This window comes from Pseudomonas sp. RIT-562, from assembly GCF_026241895.1.
Taxonomy (GTDB): domain Bacteria; phylum Pseudomonadota; class Gammaproteobacteria; order Pseudomonadales; family Pseudomonadaceae; genus Aquipseudomonas; species Aquipseudomonas mandelii_F.
Genome location: NZ_JAPJIV010000036.1, coordinates 1 through 17,748, shown reverse-complemented (window position 1 = coordinate 17,748; position 17,748 = coordinate 1). Strand labels below are relative to the sequence as shown.

At 59.8% G+C, this 17,748-nt stretch carries 19 protein-coding genes and 1 pseudogene; 8 read left to right on the top strand and 12 right to left on the bottom strand.

Features of this window, described 5'->3' with window-relative positions:
* Both ORL50_RS27985 and ORL50_RS27980 read right to left on the bottom strand, forming a co-directional pair.
* The gene (locus ORL50_RS27985; protein ID WP_266019865.1) at nt 1–726 is read right to left on the bottom strand and encodes a 4'-phosphopantetheinyl transferase family protein; all 726 of its coding nucleotides are present in this window, start codon (nt 724–726) and stop codon (nt 1–3) included.
* A gap of 108 nt (nt 727–834) precedes the next feature.
* Entirely contained in the window at nt 835–1,626 is a 792-nt protein-coding gene (locus tag ORL50_RS27980; protein WP_266019864.1) for a dienelactone hydrolase family protein, read from the bottom strand.
* 148 nt (nt 1,627–1,774) lie between these two features.
* Here ORL50_RS27980 and ORL50_RS27975 point away from each other — a divergent pair.
* From ORL50_RS27975 to ORL50_RS27965, 3 genes and pseudogenes are all read left to right on the top strand, one after another.
* Nucleotides 1,775–2,373 (top strand): annotated as a pseudogene (locus ORL50_RS27975) (hypothetical protein).
* Nucleotides 2,374–2,488: 115 nt separating this feature from the next.
* Nucleotides 2,489–3,166, top strand: a complete 678-nt coding sequence (locus ORL50_RS27970) for a response regulator transcription factor (RefSeq protein ID WP_266019863.1) — start codon at nt 2,489–2,491, stop codon at nt 3,164–3,166.
* Complete coding sequence (locus ORL50_RS27965; RefSeq protein WP_266019862.1) at nt 3,163–4,509, top strand: ATP-binding protein; 1,347 nt, start codon at nt 3,163–3,165, stop codon at nt 4,507–4,509. Before ORL50_RS27970 ends, ORL50_RS27965 begins: the two co-directional genes overlap by 4 nt.
* Before the next feature lie 5 nt (nt 4,510–4,514).
* Here the strand turns inward: ORL50_RS27965 and ORL50_RS27960 are convergent, their stop codons facing one another.
* Nucleotides 4,515–5,513, bottom strand: coding sequence for an AraC family transcriptional regulator (locus tag ORL50_RS27960; protein WP_266019861.1), 999 nt, complete (start codon nt 5,511–5,513; stop codon nt 4,515–4,517).
* 337 nt (nt 5,514–5,850) lie between these two features.
* On the opposite strand from ORL50_RS27960, the gene ORL50_RS27955 reads away from it, so the two are divergent.
* Both ORL50_RS27955 and ORL50_RS27950 read left to right on the top strand, forming a co-directional pair.
* Nucleotides 5,851–7,185 carry a dicarboxylate/amino acid:cation symporter gene (locus tag ORL50_RS27955; protein WP_266019859.1) on the top strand — a complete coding sequence of 445 codons (1,335 nt, stop codon included), beginning with the start codon at nt 5,851–5,853 and terminating at the stop codon, nt 7,183–7,185.
* A gap of 143 nt (nt 7,186–7,328) precedes the next feature.
* Nucleotides 7,329–8,510 carry a CaiB/BaiF CoA transferase family protein gene (locus ORL50_RS27950; RefSeq protein WP_266019857.1) on the top strand — a complete coding sequence of 394 codons (1,182 nt, stop codon included), beginning with the start codon at nt 7,329–7,331 and terminating at the stop codon, nt 8,508–8,510.
* Nucleotides 8,511–8,576: 66 nt separating this feature from the next.
* On the opposite strand, the gene ORL50_RS27945 is transcribed toward ORL50_RS27950, so the two are convergent.
* The gene (locus ORL50_RS27945) at nt 8,577–9,071 is read right to left on the bottom strand and encodes a SprT family zinc-dependent metalloprotease (RefSeq protein WP_266019856.1); all 495 of its coding nucleotides are present in this window, start codon (nt 9,069–9,071) and stop codon (nt 8,577–8,579) included.
* A gap of 150 nt (nt 9,072–9,221) precedes the next feature.
* Nucleotides 9,222–9,824 carry a Yip1 family protein gene (locus ORL50_RS27940; protein WP_122839090.1) on the bottom strand — a complete coding sequence of 201 codons (603 nt, stop codon included), beginning with the start codon at nt 9,822–9,824 and terminating at the stop codon, nt 9,222–9,224.
* 271 nt (nt 9,825–10,095) lie between these two features.
* Between ORL50_RS27940 and ttcA the strand changes: the two genes are divergently transcribed.
* Both ttcA and ORL50_RS27930 read left to right on the top strand, forming a co-directional pair.
* Nucleotides 10,096–10,920 carry a tRNA 2-thiocytidine(32) synthetase TtcA gene (ttcA, locus tag ORL50_RS27935; protein WP_266019855.1) on the top strand — a complete coding sequence of 275 codons (825 nt, stop codon included), beginning with the start codon at nt 10,096–10,098 and terminating at the stop codon, nt 10,918–10,920.
* A gap of 40 nt (nt 10,921–10,960) precedes the next feature.
* A complete protein-coding gene (locus ORL50_RS27930; protein WP_266019853.1) occupies nt 10,961–11,635 on the top strand; it encodes a DNA-3-methyladenine glycosylase I in 675 nt (224 codons plus the stop codon).
* 87 nt (nt 11,636–11,722) lie between these two features.
* Here ORL50_RS27930 and ORL50_RS27925 read toward each other — a convergent pair whose 3' ends face one another.
* From ORL50_RS27925 to arsC, 3 genes are read right to left on the bottom strand one after another with little or no spacing between them, the layout of a single operon-like run.
* The gene (locus tag ORL50_RS27925) at nt 11,723–12,148 is read right to left on the bottom strand and encodes a DUF2069 domain-containing protein (protein ID WP_266019852.1); all 426 of its coding nucleotides are present in this window, start codon (nt 12,146–12,148) and stop codon (nt 11,723–11,725) included.
* 1 nt (nt 12,149) lies between these two features.
* Nucleotides 12,150–12,746 (bottom strand): NAD(P)H:quinone oxidoreductase, encoded by a 597-nt coding sequence (gene wrbA, locus ORL50_RS27920; RefSeq protein WP_266019851.1) that lies wholly within the window; start codon nt 12,744–12,746, stop codon nt 12,150–12,152.
* On the bottom strand, nt 12,743–13,096 hold the full coding sequence (gene arsC, locus ORL50_RS27915; RefSeq protein WP_266019850.1) for an arsenate reductase (glutaredoxin): 354 nt from the start codon (nt 13,094–13,096) through the stop codon (nt 12,743–12,745). The genes wrbA and arsC overlap by 4 nt, the downstream gene beginning before the upstream one ends.
* Nucleotides 13,097–13,209: 113 nt before the next feature.
* Between arsC and ORL50_RS27910 the strand changes: the two genes are divergently transcribed.
* Entirely contained in the window at nt 13,210–13,677 is a 468-nt protein-coding gene (locus tag ORL50_RS27910) for a TlpA family protein disulfide reductase (RefSeq protein WP_266019849.1), read from the top strand.
* A 93-nt stretch (nt 13,678–13,770) separates the two neighbouring features.
* Here ORL50_RS27910 and ORL50_RS27905 read toward each other — a convergent pair whose 3' ends face one another.
* From ORL50_RS27905 to ORL50_RS27890, 4 genes are all read right to left on the bottom strand, one after another.
* Nucleotides 13,771–14,175: an META domain-containing protein gene (locus tag ORL50_RS27905; protein WP_266019848.1), complete on the bottom strand. Its 405-nt coding sequence runs from the start codon at nt 14,173–14,175 to the stop codon at nt 13,771–13,773.
* Nucleotides 14,175–14,609 carry a hypothetical protein gene (locus tag ORL50_RS27900; RefSeq protein ID WP_266019847.1) on the bottom strand — a complete coding sequence of 145 codons (435 nt, stop codon included), beginning with the start codon at nt 14,607–14,609 and terminating at the stop codon, nt 14,175–14,177. Before ORL50_RS27900 ends, ORL50_RS27905 begins: the two co-directional genes overlap by 1 nt.
* Before the next feature lie 77 nt (nt 14,610–14,686).
* A complete protein-coding gene (locus tag ORL50_RS27895; protein ID WP_266019845.1) occupies nt 14,687–15,679 on the bottom strand; it encodes a 2-hydroxyacid dehydrogenase in 993 nt (330 codons plus the stop codon).
* Between the two features lie 27 nt (nt 15,680–15,706).
* The coding region (locus ORL50_RS27890; RefSeq protein ID WP_266019843.1) for a response regulator at nt 15,707–17,748 on the bottom strand (2,042 nt) is incomplete at its 5' end.

Below are 17,748 nucleotides of genomic sequence, written 5' to 3'. Positions count from 1 at the left end.
TCACGCCGCGACGCTGACCAGGCTCAGCAACTGCCCGTCCATCACTGCAAATTGCGCGTCCAGTTGTGAACCGTTGCGCCATTCGCTGGACAGATCTGTCAGCAAGCGCAGGCGAACTTCACCACGCTCGCTCCACTCGAGCACTTCGGCATGCTCGAAGTAAAAACGCTGCTGCACGATTGGATACAGTGCCTTGAACAGGCTTTCCTTTACCGAAAACGTCAGGGTCACCAGCAGCGCCAGATCCTCGCGCCGACCAGCCGCCATGCGCTTCAACTCCGCTGCAGTCAGTATTTCCCCCGCCAGCCGCTCGGCGCGTTCCGGGTTGAGGATATTTTCCAGGTCCATGCCCAGGCCACGCCAGTGCGCCTTGTTCGCGACGATCGCAGCAGCGCGCCCGGTGCTATGGGTGATGGACCCGCTGATGTGCGCCGGCCATACCGGTGCCCGGTCTTCGCCTATCGCCGGGATGAAATCGAGGCCCTCCAGCTGCTGCAGTGCCGCCCGGGCACACACTCGCCCGGCGAGAAATTCGGCCTGGCGCTTGGCGACAGAGCGCTGGATGCTTGCAGGGGGGGCAACGGCACTGCGTTCAAAGTCGTTGTGAGCCAGCAGGGTACTGTCGAAGTGAGTGCTCAGCAGGACAGTCTCGGGCAGCACAAACGGCAGCGGCCAATGAGCGTCGAGCGGCGTACAGCAGGCGGGCAGGGCAGTTGGATGGTTCATGTCTGGCATTTTGCCGGGTTGCCTCCTGGCTGGGTAGAGTCGAAGAACCTTTTGGCTGCCTCGTGACGAGCCAGCGGGCTCGCCACAGAGGCCTTGCTCAGCCTTGGTTCAAGAAAAGATCTTCTTCAGGAACGCCTGCATGTCCGCCCAGGACTTTTCATCTGCGGCCTTGTTGTAACCGATATCCGGCCCACCATGATCGCCATGGCCCAGGCGGTCGGCATCAGGATTGCTGAAGCCATGCTTGGCGCCTTCAAGGCTGACGAACTGATAGTCCGCGCCGGCCTTGTCCATTTCCGCCTTGAACGCCGCGACATTATCCGCAGTGACCATGCTGTCCAATGCGCCGTGCTCCACCAGGATCTTCGCCTTGACCTTGCCTGGAGTGGCCGGCGTCTGCGTCGCCAGCGCGCCGTGGAAGCTCACCACTCCCGCCAGCGGTACTCCCTGGCGGGCCGCGTTGAGCACCACCGCGCCGCCGAAGCAGTAACCGATGGCCGCAAGTTTTTGTGGGTCGGTCTGCGGTTGTTGTTTCAACAGATCCAGTCCCGCCTGAAAGCGCGCACTCGCCGCCGAGCTGTCCTTCAGGGCCGCCTGCATAAACGCCATTGCGTCTTTCGGGTGCTCGGTGTTCTTGCCATCGCCATACATGTCGATGGCCAAGGCACTGTAGCCCAGGGCCGCCAGATCGCGGGCGCGGCGCTTGGCGTAGTCATTGAGGCCCCACCATTCATGCACCACTACTACCCCCGGGCGCGGGCCCTTTATCGAGTCGTCGTAGGCGTAATAGCCGATGAGCCGGGTGCCGTCCGCGCTCTGGTAGGGGATTTCCTGGGCCTTGATGGCCGCCTGGCTAAGCCCGCTCAAGGCAATTAATACGAGGGCCAGAAACATACGCATGATTGCATCTCCCGCAAGTCAGTTATTGAAAAGAGTCTGTTCCATCTGGTTCAGCCCAGGTTCAGAAGGTGTTCAGGGGGAGTTCAGGGCGAGCTGAGTAATCTTCTCCCATACCCAACAAGCACATAACAACACAAGGAAACACCCAATGACTGGATTCAAAAAACTGCTGCTGGCGATCACCGTTATGGGCGCAAGTACCGCTGCCATGGCCAATGACAACTTCGCCAGCTTTACTCTTGGACAGACCAGCGACAAGATCAAAAATCCCATGCCCTGAACGATAACCTTGGCCACCCGAACGCCAACGGCGCTATCGACAAGAGCGGCACTTGGGGTGTTCGCCTGGGACAGCAGAGTAACCAGGCTCGTTACTATGGCACCTATGAAAATGTATCGGGCTCGCACAACGGCATCAAGCTGCGTCAGGAAAACCTGCTGGGCAGCTTTGATCTCTTTCACCCACTGGGCGACTCCACCAAACTGTTCGGCGGTGCGACTGCAGGCTTGACCAAACTGACCCAGGAGTCCGGTGGTTTCAGTCGCGACAGCAATATCGGCTATGCCTTGGGCGGACAAGTGGGAGTTCTGCAACAAGTTTCGAAAAATACGTCGCTCGAACTGGGGTATCGTTATCTGCGAAGCAATGCCAGTACCGAGATGAACGAACGTAACGGCAGCAAGCAGGGCTCGCTGAATCTGACCAGCAGCGCCCAGACGTATCTGGCCGCCAACTACGCTTTCTAATATGCGTTCAAAGACGGGCCTGCGTTGATCCTTTCATAAGGTTTATACCAGGCCCGTTAGCCCTCGAGGTGCACCGCAGTGCCCCTGGAGATTTTCGTTTTCTAGGGAGTCTGCAATGAAGTTGCTGGTTGTCGAAGATGAAGCGCTGTTGCGTCATCACTTGCAAACCCGCCTCACGGACAATGGTCATGTGGTGCAGTCGGTGGCCAACGCCGAAGAGGCCCTGTATCAGGCCGAGCAATTTAATTACGACCTGGCGATTATCGACCTCGGTCTGCCTGGCATGGGCGGACTCGATCTGATCCGCCAGTTGCGTTCGCAGGGTAAGGTCTTTCCTATCCTGATCCTGACTGCCCGCGGCAATTGGCAGGACAAAGTCGAAGGGCTGGCCGCTGGTGCCGACGATTACGTGGTCAAGCCGTTTCAGTTCGAAGAACTGGACGCCCGACTTAATGCATTGTTGCGCCGTTCCAGTGGCTTTACCCAGTCAACAATTGTGGCTGGGCCACTGCTGCTTGATCTCAATCGCAAACAGGCGACCCTGGACGAGCAACCGCTGGCACTGACCGCCTACGAGTATCGGATTCTCGAGTATCTGATGCGTCACCATCAGCAGGTGGTACCCAAGGATCGCTTGATGGAGCAGCTCTACCCCGATGACGACGAGCGCGATCCGAATGTCATTGAAGTACTGGTGGGAAGACTGCGTCGCAAACTTGAGGGGCCGGCAGGCTTTAAGCCGATAGATACCGTGCGTGGCCTCGGTTACCTGTTTACCGAGCGCTGCACTTGATTCGTTCGCTACGTGTTCGTCTGATGCTCGCTGCCACGATACTGGCAGTGTTGTTCATGCTGGCGTTACTGCCGGCGATGCAGGGCGCCTTCAGTCTGGCATTGCAGGATTCCATCGAGCAGCGCCTTGCGTCGGACGTGACTACGTTGATTTCTGCCGCTCGTGTGGAAGACAACAGCTTGCGGATGCCGGCGCAACTGCCCGACGAGCGATTTAACCTGACTGACGGCCGATTGCTGGGTTACATCTATGATCGCGATGGCCACCTGGTCTGGCGTTCGAATGGAACCCAGGAAGAACACATCAATTACACACCCCGCTACGACGGGCGCGGCAACGAGTTCGCCAGGATTCGTGAAGCCAATGGGCAGGAATTCTTCGTCTATGACGTCGAGGTCAAATTACTCGGCGGTAAAAGCGCAGCGTTCAGCATCGTCGCCCTGCAGCCGGTACGTGAGTATGAGGTTACCCTCGAAGGGTTGCGGGAGAATCTCTACCTGGGGTTCGGCGCCGCATTGCTGGTCCTGCTGGCGCTGCTGTGGATTGGCCTGACCTGGGGCTTGCGCGCGTTGCGTCGGCTGAGCCAGGAACTGGACGAAATCGAAGGCGGAACCCGTGAAAGCCTCAGCGAGCAGCACCCGCGCGAGCTGCTGCGCCTGACTGGCTCGCTTAACCGTTTGCTGCACAGTGAACGTGAGCAGCGCAGTCGCTACCGCGATTCCCTCGATGACCTGGCTCACAGCCTGAAAACGCCGTTGACCGTTCTGCAAGGGGTGAGCGAAGACCTGGCGCAACGCTCTGAAAATCGCGATCAGGCTCGGGTGTTGCAAACCCAGATCGAGCGCATGAGCCAGCAGATCGGCTACCAGCTGCAACGCGCCAGCCTGCGTAAAAGTGGCCTGGTCCGCCATCAGGTGCGCTTGCGACCAGTATTGCAGAGCCTCTGTGACACGTTGGACAAGGTCTATCGCGACAAGCGTGTGCAGGTGACTTTTGACCTGCCCGAACCCTGCTATGTGCCAATCGAGCAGGGGGCGCTGCTGGAGATGTTGGGCAACCTGCTGGAGAACGCGTATCGCCTATGCCTGGGTGAAGTGCGAGTCAGCCTGCGCGACTCCGAAGGTGGCATTGAACTATGCGTCGAGGATGACGGCCCAGGTGTGCCTGCAGATCAACGCGCGCGGATTCTCCAGCGTGGTGAACGCCTGGATCGTCAGCATCCGGGCCAGGGCATTGGCCTGGCAGTGGTCAAGGACATCATCGAAAGCTACAGCGCCAAATTGACTCTCGACGATTCACCCATGGGCGGGGCGGCGTTCCGCATTCATTTTTCGGTGGTCTAGAGCACTCAATTTTCCTGTGCTCGATAGGCACCCGGCGTCAACCCGGTCCACTTTTTGAACGCCCGGTGAAACGCCGACGGCTCGGAGAACCCCAGTTGCTCGGCGATCTGTTGCAACGACAGGTCTGTGCGGCTCAAGTGATAAATCGCGATGTCCCGGCGCAGCTGATCCTTCAATCCCTGAAAGCTCGAGCCTTCCTCTCGCAAGTGTCGACGCAGCGTCTGCGGGCTGATGCTCAGGTGCGCGGCCACTGCTTCCAGGTCGGGCCAGCGCGAACTGTCATGGCTAAGCAAGCGTCTTAATCTGCTGCTCAGGCTGTCGCCATCGTCGGGGCGGGCCAGCAGGTCGGCAGGCGAGCGCTGCAGGAAATGCTTGAGGGTCCGCTCGTCCTGCAGCAACGGCATGGCCAGGTAACGGCTGTGGAAAACCAGGCTGCTGCGCTCGGCGGAAAATTCCAGGGGGCAGGAGAACAGCAGATCATATTCAGCACCGTGGTCGGGACGCGGATAGCTGAATGTCGCCTGTTCCAGCCGGATGCGCTGGCCAATCAACCAACTGCCCAATCGATGCCAGACCATCAGCTGGCTTTCGCTGAGGAAGTGATCCGGGTCACAGAACTGCGAATCGTCCAGGCTCAGGCGAATCATTTCGTCCTCGCGGCTGATGGTCAGGCGCGGGCCGTCGGGGAATAGGCTATAAAACAATAAGCCGCGGTGCAGAGCCTTATCCAGATTGCGGCAGTGGATCAGGGCGTGACACATCATCGCGAAGCTGCCGGGCCGGCTGACTGTTCGCCCGAAACCCAGGAACTCGTCGTCCAGCGCCACCCACAAGCCCTGAAGCAGGCGGGTGAACTGTTCCGGAGCGATCCGCGCTCTGGGCTCTTCAAGCAGCTCTGGGCTGATGCCCAGTTCCTGGAGCAGGGCTGAATAATCGTACCCGCGTCGCCGCGCACCACCAAGGGCGGCACGGGCGAAATGGCTGGCGATAGTGCGTTCGCGCATGGAGAGAGGTCCGTCCGTTGAGCGGCGGATAGTAGCCACGGATTGGTTTCGCAACAAGGCGGATATCCGCCAATTTACCGCACGGTGTCGTGGAGATGGGCGGGAATCCGCCACCTCAAGGTAACCGCTCGGTGACACTGGAAAACTTGCAAGGCTTGGTAGCCAACGGCTTCCTGGCAGTTTGGTGAAGGTGGCACGGGCCTTGCGATGTAACCAACAGATGTCTGCCACCGCGCAGCTCGAAAAAACAAATCCCTCCAGTGCAGGAGGGTTCGCAATTCAGGTGTCATGGACAACAGATGGATGTTGTCAGCGGGCACTCTTGAGGAACTTTGCAATGACGACTCGTCAGCCAATCTACAAATCCCTGTATTTCCAGGTGATCGTTGCCATCGCCATCGGCATCCTGCTCGGTCACTTCTATCCGCAGACCGGCGTTGCCCTCAAGCCGCTGGGTGACGGGTTCATCAAACTGATCAAGATGATCATTGCTCCTATCATTTTCTGCACCGTCGTCAGCGGTATCGCGGGCATGCAGAACATGAAGTCGGTCGGCAAGACCGGCGGTTACGCGCTGCTTTATTTCGAAATCGTCTCGACCATCGCCCTGCTGGTTGGCCTGGTGGTGGTAAATATCGTGCAGCCAGGCAACGGCATGCACATCGATGTCAGCACTCTGGATGCTTCCAAAGTCGCCCAGTATGTGGCGGCCGGTGCTGATCAAAGCGTCGTTGGCTTCCTGCTGAATGTGATCCCGTCCACCATCGTTGGCGCGTTCGCTACCGGTGACATCCTGCAAGTGCTGATGTTCTCGGTGATCTTCGGTTTCGCCCTGCATCGCCTGGGCGCCTATGGCAAGCCGCTGCTGGACTTCATCGATCGCTTCGCCCATGTCATGTTCAACATCATCAACATGATCATGAAGCTGGCGCCCATCGGTGCCTTCGGTGCGATGGCGTTCACCATCGGTGCCTATGGCGTAGGCTCGCTGGTGCAACTGGGCCAACTCATGGCGTGCTTCTACATCACCTGCCTGCTGTTCATTCTGATTGTGCTGGGCGGTATCGCTCGCGCCCACGGCTTCAGCGTGCTGAAGGTGATTCGCTACATCCGTGAAGAATTGCTGATCGTGCTGGGTACTTCTTCTTCGGAATCGGTGCTGCCGCGCATGCTGATCAAGATGGAACGCCTGGGCGCGAAGAAATCCGTGGTAGGCCTGGTGATCCCGACCGGCTACTCGTTCAACCTCGACGGTACTGCCATCTACCTGACCATGGCCGCGGTGTTCATTGCCCAGGCTACCGACACCCACATGGACATCACTCACCAGATCACCCTGCTGGTGGTATTGCTGTTGTCCTCCAAAGGTGCCGCTGGCGTGACCGGTAGTGGCTTCATCGTGCTGGCCGCCACCCTGTCTGCCGTTGGCCACCTGCCAGTTGCCGGTTTGGCCCTGATCCTCGGTATCGACCGCTTCATGTCCGAAGCTCGCGCCCTGACCAACCTGGTGGGCAACGCCGTTGCGACCCTGGTCGTGGCCAAGTGGGTCAAGGAACTGGACGTCGATGTGCTGCAGGCGGAACTGGCTTCCGGCGGCCGTGGTATCGCCGACGAGCGTGAAGAAGACGACCTGGGCGTAGCCGAAGGTCCGGCTCCAAGCAACGTCAAGTAAGGCTCATGCAATGAGAAAACCCGCTTCGGCGGGTTTTTTCTTGGGCGCGATTTGAGCGCAACGGTCAGTGCAACTGATGCATCCGGTAATTGCTGCATTGCCATCGTCTGCCTAGGCTTGGGGGAACGCACTGGAGATTACTCATGCTCGGGCCACTGGCTTCACTGAAGATCCTCGACTTTTCGACGCTATTACCGGGGCCGTTTGCCTCGCTGTTGCTGGCGGACATGGGCGCGCAGGTGTTACGTATCGAGTCGCCGACTCGCATGGACCTGCTGCGAGTGCTGCCACCCCACGACCAGGGTGTGTCGGCGAGCCACGCCTACCTCAATCGCAACAAGCGCAGCCTGGCGCTGGATCTCAAGCAGCCCGAAGCACTGGAGGTCATCAGGCAGTTGCTGCAAGACCACGACATCTTGCTCGAACAGTTTCGCCCCGGCGTCATGGAGCGACTGGGACTGGGTTATGAAGCCCTGAGGGCGATCAACCCGAAGCTGATCTATGTGTCGATCACCGGATATGGCCAGACCGGCCCGTACAAGGACCGCGCCGGCCACGATATCAATTACCTGGCGCTGGCGGGGCTGGCTAGCCATACCGGCCGGGCCGACAGTGGGCCATTGCCGTTGGGTATGCAGGTGGCTGATATCGCGGGAGGCTCGCTGCATGGCGTGATCGGCCTGTTGGCTGCGGTCATTGCGCGACAACAGACGGGGCAGGGGCAATACCTGGATATCAGCATGACCGATTGCGCTTTCACCCTGAATGCGATGTCGGGTGCAGGGTTCCTGGCCTGCGGTGAGGAGCCAGCACGGGAAAATCAGGTACTCAATGGTGGCAGCTTCTACGATTACTACAGGTCTCGTGACGGGCGTTGGTTGTCGGTCGGCAGCCTGGAGCCGGCCTTCATGAAGCAGCTGTGCACGGCGCTGGGGCTGGAGGAAATGGCCAAACTGGGATTGTCCGCGCAACCGGAACATCAGAAAAAGCTCAAGGACGCGTTGAAGATCGAGTTCGAAAAACACGACTTCGCTGAACTGAGCGCCCTGTTTGCCGAGCTCGATGCGTGCGTTGAGCCAGTGTTGAGCCTGGGGGAGGCGGTGCGCCATCCACAGCTGCAGGCACGCGAGGTAGTGGCGCAAGTACCCCGCGGAGATGGATCGACCCAAGCGCAGATGGCGTGCCCGCTGAAGTTTTCCGAAGGCCTGCCTGAGCCCAGGCATATCGGTGCGCAGCTAGGGGCGCATACCGATGAGGTGTTGCGGGAGTTGGGGTTCAGTGTGCAGCGGATCGAAGAACTGCGGCGTGCCAAGGTGGTTGTGTAGCGGCCTTGAGCACGCTATCGGCGCGAGCAAGCTTTGCTCCCACGGGACTGTTGCTCCAAGACAGAACTACTCGACCCGCATCTCCCCACTGAACACCAAGGTGCTCCGGCACCGGCGGCACAAATACCGACGCCCCTGCCTTACCAGCCCATGACGCTGCGCCGAGAACGGGAAGTCACTGTCGACGCAAGGGCATTTGTAGATATAGCGGGTCACACTGCGGCGTTTGACGTCATAGGTGTGGCAACGGTTCGGCGGCAATTCGTACACACCGCGCATGATCAACTGCCACTCTTCACCATGGGGCTGGATACGGTCGCCGAACAGTTGATGGGCAATCAGGTGCGCGACCTCATGAGCAACGGTCTGCTTGAGGAAGTCTTCGGTGTTTTCCCGGTACAGCTGCGGGTTGAAGCGCAGCAGGTTCTCGTGCAGATGCGCGACACCGGCTTTCTGACCGCGCAGCTTGAGACTCACCACGGGGCGTTTGAATGGACGTTTGAAAAAGGATTCAGCGAGTAGGTAACAATCTTCGACGCGGGAATTGAGTTGCTCGGGCATGCTTGATGGGTCTCCAGAGACGTCGAGTATGCCGCAACCCCGGGTGCTTGCGAATCGTCCGGGCGCCGAATGGTCGTCGCAAATCAAACTGCGCACATTAAGAGGCCGCCTCACGGCGGCCTGTATTGGCAGATATTTTTTTATGCGAAGTCAGTTGGTATAGACGGGCCCCACGCCCAGTCCCCAGACAATCACCGTGAATGCCATGATGGCCACCAGCACCACCAATCCTACGGCCAATACCGAACTCGAAAACAGGAAACCCTCGTCCGATGGAATGTTCATGAAAGTCGGCAGGCCGACATATAACAGGTACACGGTGTAGCAAATGGCAGCGGTGCCGACGATCATCCCCAGCCACATATGTGGATACAACGCCGCCAGGCCGCCAATGAACAGCGGAGTGGCGGTATAGGTCGCAAATGCAACACAACGGGCCAGACTTGGATTGGCGTCATACGTACGAGCCATCCAGTGCACGAAGGCGCCCATCACGGCCACGCCGCCGAGCATCGCCAGGTACGACATGATCGTCATCCACAGCGCGCTTTCCTGGGTCAGCATCACCGGAGCCCGGTTGCCGATGACCCAGCCCACCTGGGTCGTGCCGATAAATGCCGACACGGCCGGAATGGCCGCGAGAATCAGGGTGTGCGTGAGATACATGTGGCTGATGCTTTCCTCCTGGTCGCCACGAATCTCCTTCCATTCTTGGTCAGGGTGGGTGAAGAGCCCCACTACGTGATGGATCATGCCAGTCACTCCTCTTGTTTTTACCATCGCCCCCCGGTGGAGCGCCTACGGGCCAAGGTGGCCAAGTAAGGGATAGGTCTGGATAGTCATGCGACCTTATGTCGCAGTATAGAAAGGACTTAACCGCACAGGTGGTGGGACTTAGAGCAAATTGCGCTGTAAATGTGTCGGCTAATCGCATTATGTTTCGCAGCAAAACCGGGGTATTACGTGGTGACCGGGTTTTTGCGTAAAATGCCCGCCTTTCGTCACACCTCACGGATTTCGCGTCATGGGCACACTCACGGTCAACCAGAACAAACTGCAGAAGCGTCTTCGCCGCCAGGCGGGGGAGGCTGTCGCCGATTTCAACATGATCGAAGACGGCGACAAGGTGATGGTTTGCCTGTCCGGCGGCAAGGACAGCTACACCATGCTCGATGTGCTGCTGCATTTGCAGAAGGTCGCGCCGATCAAATTCGAGATCGTTGCCGTGAACATGGACCAGAAGCAACCGGGTTTTCCTGAGCATGTCCTGCCGGCTTACCTGAAAGAACTGGGTGTCGAATACCACATCGTCGAAAAGGACACCTATTCGGTGGTCAAGGAGCTGATACCGGAAGGCAAGACCACTTGCTCGCTGTGCTCGCGTTTGCGCCGTGGCACGCTCTACACCTTTGCCGACGAAATTGGCGCGACCAAGATGGCCCTCGGTCATCACCGCGACGACATTGTCGAAACATTTTTCCTGAACATGTTCTTCAATGGTTCGCTCAAGGCCATGCCCCCTAAATTGCGCGCCGATGATGGGCGCAACGTGGTGATTCGCCCGCTGGCGTATTGCAACGAAAAGGACATCCAGGCTTATTCGGACTTCAAGCAATTCCCGATCATTCCGTGCAACCTCTGTGGCTCCCAGGAAAATCTGCAGCGCCAGGTGGTCAAGGACATGCTGCAGGAGTGGGAGCGCAAGACCCCGGGGCGCACCGAAAGCATTTTTCGCAGCCTGCAGAATGTGATCCCCTCCCAGCTGGCGGATCGCACCTTGTTTGATTTCACCAGTCTCAAGATCGATGAAACCGCTGCCTCGCGGTTCGTCAACGTCGTCAACCTCTGACCAGAACACAGGTTTTTCTTTTTAATCCTCAGGAGAGGGCATGCGCGATTACAAGTGGCTGCACGAATACTGCCTGAACCGCTTCGGTTCGGCAGCTGAACTGGAAGCCCATCTGCCCGTTCCCAAGTCCCCCGCGCAGTTGCGCAAGATCAGCGATGATCGTTATCTCTCCACCATGGCCCTGCGCGTATTCCGCGCCGGGCTCAAGCACAGTCTGGTGGATGCGAAATGGCCGGCCTTCGAGGAAGTGTTCTTCAAGTTCGACCCGGAAAAAGTCGTGCTTATGAGTGCCGAACATCTGGAGCGCCTGATGCAGGATGCGCGGATCATCCGGCACCTGGGCAAACTCAAGAGCGTGCCGCGTAATGCGCAGTTCATCCTCGATGTCACCCACGAGCATGGCAGTTTTGGTCAGTTGATCGCCGATTGGCCAGTGACGGACATCGTCGGGTTATGGACCTTCCTGAAGAAACGCGGGCATCAGTTGGGCGGGTTGTCGGCCCCACGATTCCTGCGAATGGTCGGCAAGGACACATTTGTGCCGAGCTATGACGTGGTGGCGGGGTTGAATGCGCAAAAGATCGTCGACAAGGTCCCGACCAGTCAACGCGATCTGGCTCTGGTGCAGGATGTGTTCAACCAGTGGCATGAACAGAGTGGTGGGCGGGCGATGAGCCAGATATCGATGATGCTGGCTTATACGGTGAATCATTGAGCCCGAGTTGAACCCTTCACGAGCAAGCCCGCTCCCACAGGGGGGCGGATCGCCTGTGGGAGCGGGTTTGCTCGCGAAGGCGGTGCATCAGGCGACAGAGATTTCGCCTTCACCCGCCAACTTGCGATTCAACTGAAATCGCCACCGTACAAACATCAACGCCGAGCAGAATACCGCCAGGCTCGCACCCATCTCCAACAGGCCAAACAGCTGCCGGTTCGGGTCATACGCCGCCAATGCGCCCTTGATGAAGTACAGGTTCACCACAAAACACATCCACGAATGCCCGCGAGGGCTGCCCAGGATCATTCCCGGTGCCAGCAGCAACAGCGGCACCAGCTCGATCAGCAGGATCACCCACGGCCGCGCGCCATGCAGGTCGGCAATCAGCAGGTAATAAACACACAGCAGGCCGACCAGCCCCAGATAGCACAACAGGCTGATGACTCGCATGGCCCGAACCCGTGGTTCCAGCCACTCAATGGACGGCAACACCTTCGGCTTTTTCGCCACGTCAGTTCCCCAGCTTTTGCGCGGTCTTGGCCAAGCGCAGGCCCAATGCCCTGCACAGTGCCACTTCGTGTTCATTCAGGCCGCTTTTGCCATCGGCGCCGGCATGGTGACTGGCGCCATAAGGCGTACCGCCACCGCGGGTTTCCAGCAGCGCCGACTCGCTGTACGGCAGGCCGGTGATCAGCATGCCGTGATGCAGCAACGGCAACATCATCGACAGCAGCGTGGTTTCCTGACCGCCATGCAGACTGGCGGTGGAGGTGAATACTCCCGCAGGTTTGCCGACCAGAGCGCCGGTCAGCCACAGGTTGCTGGTGCCATCGAGAAAGTATTTGAGCGGTGCGGCCATGTTGCCAAAGCGCGTCGGGCTGCCCAAGGCCAGGCCGGCGCAGTTTTTCAGGTCATCGAGACTTGCATACAGCGCGCCCTCGTCCGGAATATCCGGCGACACGGCTTCGCATTCGGCGGAGATCGCCGGGACCGTGCGCAAGCGAGCCTCCATCCCTGACTGCTCGACGCCACGGGCTATCTGCCGGGCCATTTCATTGGTCGAGCCACTGCGGCTGTAATACAGCACCAGAATGTACGGCGCGCTCACGGCAGCAACTCCAGCACGTTCTCCGGCGGACGGCCGATCACGGCTTTGTCGCCGACTTCGAGAATCGGCCGCTCCATCAGTTTCGGGTGGCCAGCGATGGCGGCGATCAGTTGCGCCTCGCTGAGGCTGGCGTCGGCCAGGTTGAGGGTCTTGTATTCATCCTCACCAGTGCGCAGCAGTTGCCGCGCGCCGATGCCAAGCTTCTTCAGCAGGCTCTGGATTTGCGTGGCGTCCAGAGGTGTTTCCAGGTAGCGCACGACCTCAGGTGTCAGGCCGCGGGCCTGGAGCAGTTCGAGCGCACCGCGGGATTTCGAGCAGCGCGGGTTGTGATAAAGCGTCAGATCGGTCATGTGCGGGTCGCATCTTGCGTAAGGTGGCGGCTATTCTAACTGTGCAGCGCGCATTCCAGAACCTCGGGAGGCAATGGGTCGCGGCAGTATTCTTTTTCGACAAGGATCACGACATGAACAGACGACTGGCAGCGACACTGTTGATCATCGGCACTTTATTGCTGGGGGGATGTGGCAACGATTACGGGATCGACCAGAACGGCCAGAAAGTGGCTGCCGAGCGTCTGGACAAACAATGGCTGGTACTCAATTACTGGGCCGAGTGGTGCGGACCTTGCCGTACCGAGATTCCGGAGCTGAATGCCTTGGCCGAGCAGCTCAAGGGCAGGAACATCGGCGTGTTCGGGGTGAACTTCGATAATGTGCAGGGCGAAGAGCTGAAGAGCGCCAGCGAGAAACTGGGCATCGGGTTCACGGTGCTGGCCCAGGACCCGGCGGAACTGTTTGAGGTGCCGCGCAGTGAGGCGTTGCCGGTCACTTACATCATTGATGACAAGGGCAAGGTGCGTGAGCAATTGCTGGGTGAGCAGACGGCGGCGGGGGTGTTGGCGAAGCTGGAGGCGTTGCAGGCCAAGAATTGAGAGGTCTCTAAGAAAAGATCGCAGCTTTGGGCAGCTCCTACGGTGTTCAGCGGCCTCTGTAGGAGCTGCCGAAGGCTGCGATCTTTTTAGGATTTAACCCTCTTCAAGCCACCAGCGCAGTGGTTTGCCTTGCGCTGGCCAGAAGCGCATCTGGTCGATCGGCGACACATCCCAGCGCTGGACGTTTTCCAGGGCCTGGAGGAAACGCGTTTCCTGCTCCATCAACGCCGGGCCGCAGAGTTTGCGTGTGCTGCCGATCTTGCCGAAGCTCAGCTTGTCGCCTTCCAGGGTGTAGGGAGCAAACCAGTGGTTGCAGCCGCCGTTGCCATAGGCGCGACCGTCTTCACCCAGGGTGATGGTCAGGTGGCTGTAATCCATCAAGGGACGTTCGCCGATCCACTCCAGAATGTAGCTGCGATTCTGTTGCAGTTGCACCGGTTGCGCGGAGCAGCCCAGCAGGCCGGCGCCAACCAATGCTGTCAGGGCGAGGCGTTTCATCACGCAGGCTCCTGGCATTTCGGGCACAGGTGTTTTTCCCCAACCGTGCTCCAGCCCAACTCGGCGATCCGTGCAGTGGCAGCCGGCTTTTGCGCCTTGTTGCCCAGCTTGGCGTCCACCGCAAACTCGAAACTCAGCTCTTTGGCGCAGCTGTCGCAGTTGACCTTCCAAGTGTGGATCGCCAGTTCGCCGAACACCGGACCACTGGCCACCGCCACCCATTGGCCGGGCGGGTTGATCAGGTGGCGAACCGTTTCGACGGTCAGGCGCATGGCCAGGTCTTTACTGCCTTTGAGCGTCACCACCAGCACGTCGTTGTTGCGAATCGAGCCACCGTTGCCAGTGACCTGATAACGGCCAGGCACCAGGGCGCGGCACTCGGTGAGGGTGTGTTGCGGGTTCATCAGGGTGTAGCGGAAATCGTGTTCGACCATGGGTCCTCCAAATATGCGCGGCATGCTAGCACGGACATCCGCCGATCATGTGGTGGGCCTTTGACCTTCGATCCGGTTCAACCGGCATCCACCTGGTTTTGCGGGGTTCCGCCAGCCCACGCGGCAATATTCTGCAAAGTAGTGGCGGCAATTGCGCCCAATGCTTCGCGAGTCAGGAAGGCTTGGTGGGCGGTGATGATCACGTTCGGAAAGGTCAACAACCGCGCCAGCACATCGTCCTGCAGCGGCAGGTCGGAGCGGTCCTCGAAAAACAGCTGCGCCTCTTCTTCATAGACATCCAGGCCCAGGTAACCCAGTTGCCCGTCTTTGAGTGCATCGATCAATGCCGGCGTGTCCACCAGGCCTCCACGCCCGGTGTTGATCAGCATGGCGCCGGGTTGCATGTGCGCCAGTGATTCGCGGTTGATCAGGTGTTTGCTGTGTTCGTTGAGCGGGCAGTGCAGGCTGATGATCTGCGACTCGGCGAGCAATTGCGGCAAGCTCAGGTAGCGCGCGCCGAGGGCTTCGACCTGCGGGTTGGGGTAGGGGTCGTACGCCAGCAACTGGCAGCCAAACCCGTGCATGATTTTCGCGAAAGTCGCACCGATCTGCCCGGTGCCGACGACGCCGACGGTCTTGCCCACCAGGTCGAAGCCGGTCAGGCCGTGCAGGCTGAAGTCCCCTTCGCGGGTACGGTTGTAGGCGCGATGCAGGCGCCGATTGAGCGCCAGGATCAGCGCCACCGCGTGCTCGGCCACGGCATGCGGCGAGTAGGCGGGGACGCGCACGACGGGCAGCCCCAGACGCTTGGCGGCAGCCAGGTCGACATGGTTGTAGCCCGCCGAGCGCAGGGCGATCAGGCGCGTGCCGCCGGCAGCGAGGCGTTCGAGCACGGGGGCGCTCAGGTCATCATTGATGAAGGCGCAGACCACCTCGTGATCTTCAGCCAGGGCGACCGTATCGATACTCAGGCGCGCGGGTTGAAACTGCAGCTCGATGCCGGCGGGGAGCTCGGCGGCGAGAAAGCTGTCGCGGTCGTAGGTCTGGCTGCTGAATAGAATGGTGCGCATGCAATCCTCCTGTTGATCTGCGTTGGGTCAGGCGTTGATGCGGGCCTGGGCAGCCAGCCGATTGATCGCCCGGTCGAGTTCTTCAAGGGCGCTGTAGGCGCGCGGATCTTGCTGCTTGAGCAGGGTTTCGCTGCGCTGGCAGGCGGCGCGCAATTGCGGCACGCCACAGTAGCGGGTCGCGCCATGCAGCCGGTGGACTCGCTCGATCAGTGCATTATGGTCGTCGATGTCCCGGGCGAAACGAATGGCTTCGCGGTCCGCTTCCAGGGACGCCAGCAACATGGCCAGCATATCTGCCGCCAGGTCCGCCTTGCCGGCCGCCAGGCGCAAGCCTTCCTCGTGATCGAGCACCTGCAGTTCCGGTGCCCCGGCCAGTCGATCGCCCGCGCGTTCCGGGCCCTGATTGCGCAGGGCCAGGCCACTCCACTTCAACACCACCTGCGCCAGTTGCCGTTCACTGATCGGCTTGGTCAGGTAGTCATCCATGCCGCTTTGCAACAGGGCACGTTTCTCGTTGGCCATGGCATGGGCCGTCAGTGCGACGATCGGCAATGGCGTACAGTGCCGTTCGCTTTCCCACTGACGGATCGCCTCGGTGCTCTGGCGTCCGTCCATTCCGGGCATCTGCACGTCCATCAGCACCAGGTCGAACGTCTCGTTCTGCACTGCCTTGATGGCAGCAAAACCGCTTTCCACGGCGAGCACCTTGGCACCCATGTCTTCGAGCAGTGTCTGCACCAGCAGCAGATTGGCCGGGTTGTCGTCGACGCACAGCACTTTAGGGGCACGGCTCGACAATGGCTCGCCCGGCTCGCTGCGCATCTGGCGCGGATTGACCAGGTCGGACAAGGCCCGGCGCAGCTTGCGCGTGCAGGCCGGTTTGGCCTGAAGCTGGCTGTGGGGGTTGGGAACGGACAGGTGGAACAGCGTCTGTTCGGTGGTCGGGCACAGCACCAGCACTTTGCAGCCCAGGTGCTCGAGGTCCCAGATATGCTGGTTGAGGCGTTCGGGCGGCATGTCTTTGCTGGTGATGCCCAGCACTGCCAGGTCGATCGCTTGCTCAGTCTGGTGCACTCCGGTCACGCCATTGGTCAGGCTTTCCAGGGTATTGAACGGCGTCACCGCGAGGCCGCAGTCTTCCAGTTGGTGCTGCAGGGCCTGGCGCGCCAGTTCATGGTTCTCCAGTACTGCAACACGGCGCCCCAGCAATGGCGGGCCGGGCAGATCCTCAGCGTCGTCGCGGGTTTTGGGCAGGCTCAGGCTGATCCAGAATTCCGAGCCTTCCCCCGGGGTGCTGTCGACGCCGATCTCGCCGCCCATCTGCTCGATCAGGCGCTTGGAAATCACCAAGCCCAGGCCGGTCCCGCCGGGTTGTCTCGACAGCGAGTTGTCCGCCTGGCTGAAGGCCTGGAACAAGGCGCGCACGTCCTGGCTCGACAGGCCGATGCCGGTGTCCTGAATGCTGATGCGCAGCTGCACGCTGTCTTCATGCTCGTCTTCGAGCATGGCGCGGGCGACGATGGTGCCTTCGCGGGTGAACTTGATGGCATTGCTCACCAGATTGGTGAGGATCTGCTTGAGTCGCAGCGGGTCGCCTACCAGCGACAACGGCGTATCGCGGTAAACCAGGCTGACCAGCTCCAGCTGCTTGGCGTGGGCAGCGGGGGCGAGGATGGTCAGGGTGTCCTGCAACAGATCGCGCAGGTTGAACGGAATATGGTCGAGCACCAGTTTGCCGGCTTCGATCTTCGAAAAGTCGAGAATTTCGTTGATGATGCCCAGCAGGCTGTCGGCGGATTTTTCGATGGTGCCCAGGTAGTCGAGTTGCCGCGGGGTTAATTCGCTTTTTTGCAGCAGATGGGTGAACCCGAGGATGCCGTTGAGTGGAGTGCGGATTTCATGGCTCATGTTGGCCAGGAATTCGGACTTGATTCGGCTCGCTTCCAGGGCTTCCTTGCGCGCCAGGTCCAGCTCGATGTTCTGGATCTCAATGGTCTCCAGGTTTTGCCGCACGTCTTCGGTGGCCTGGTCGACGCTGTGCTGCAGTTCTTCCTGGGCGTTTTGCAGGG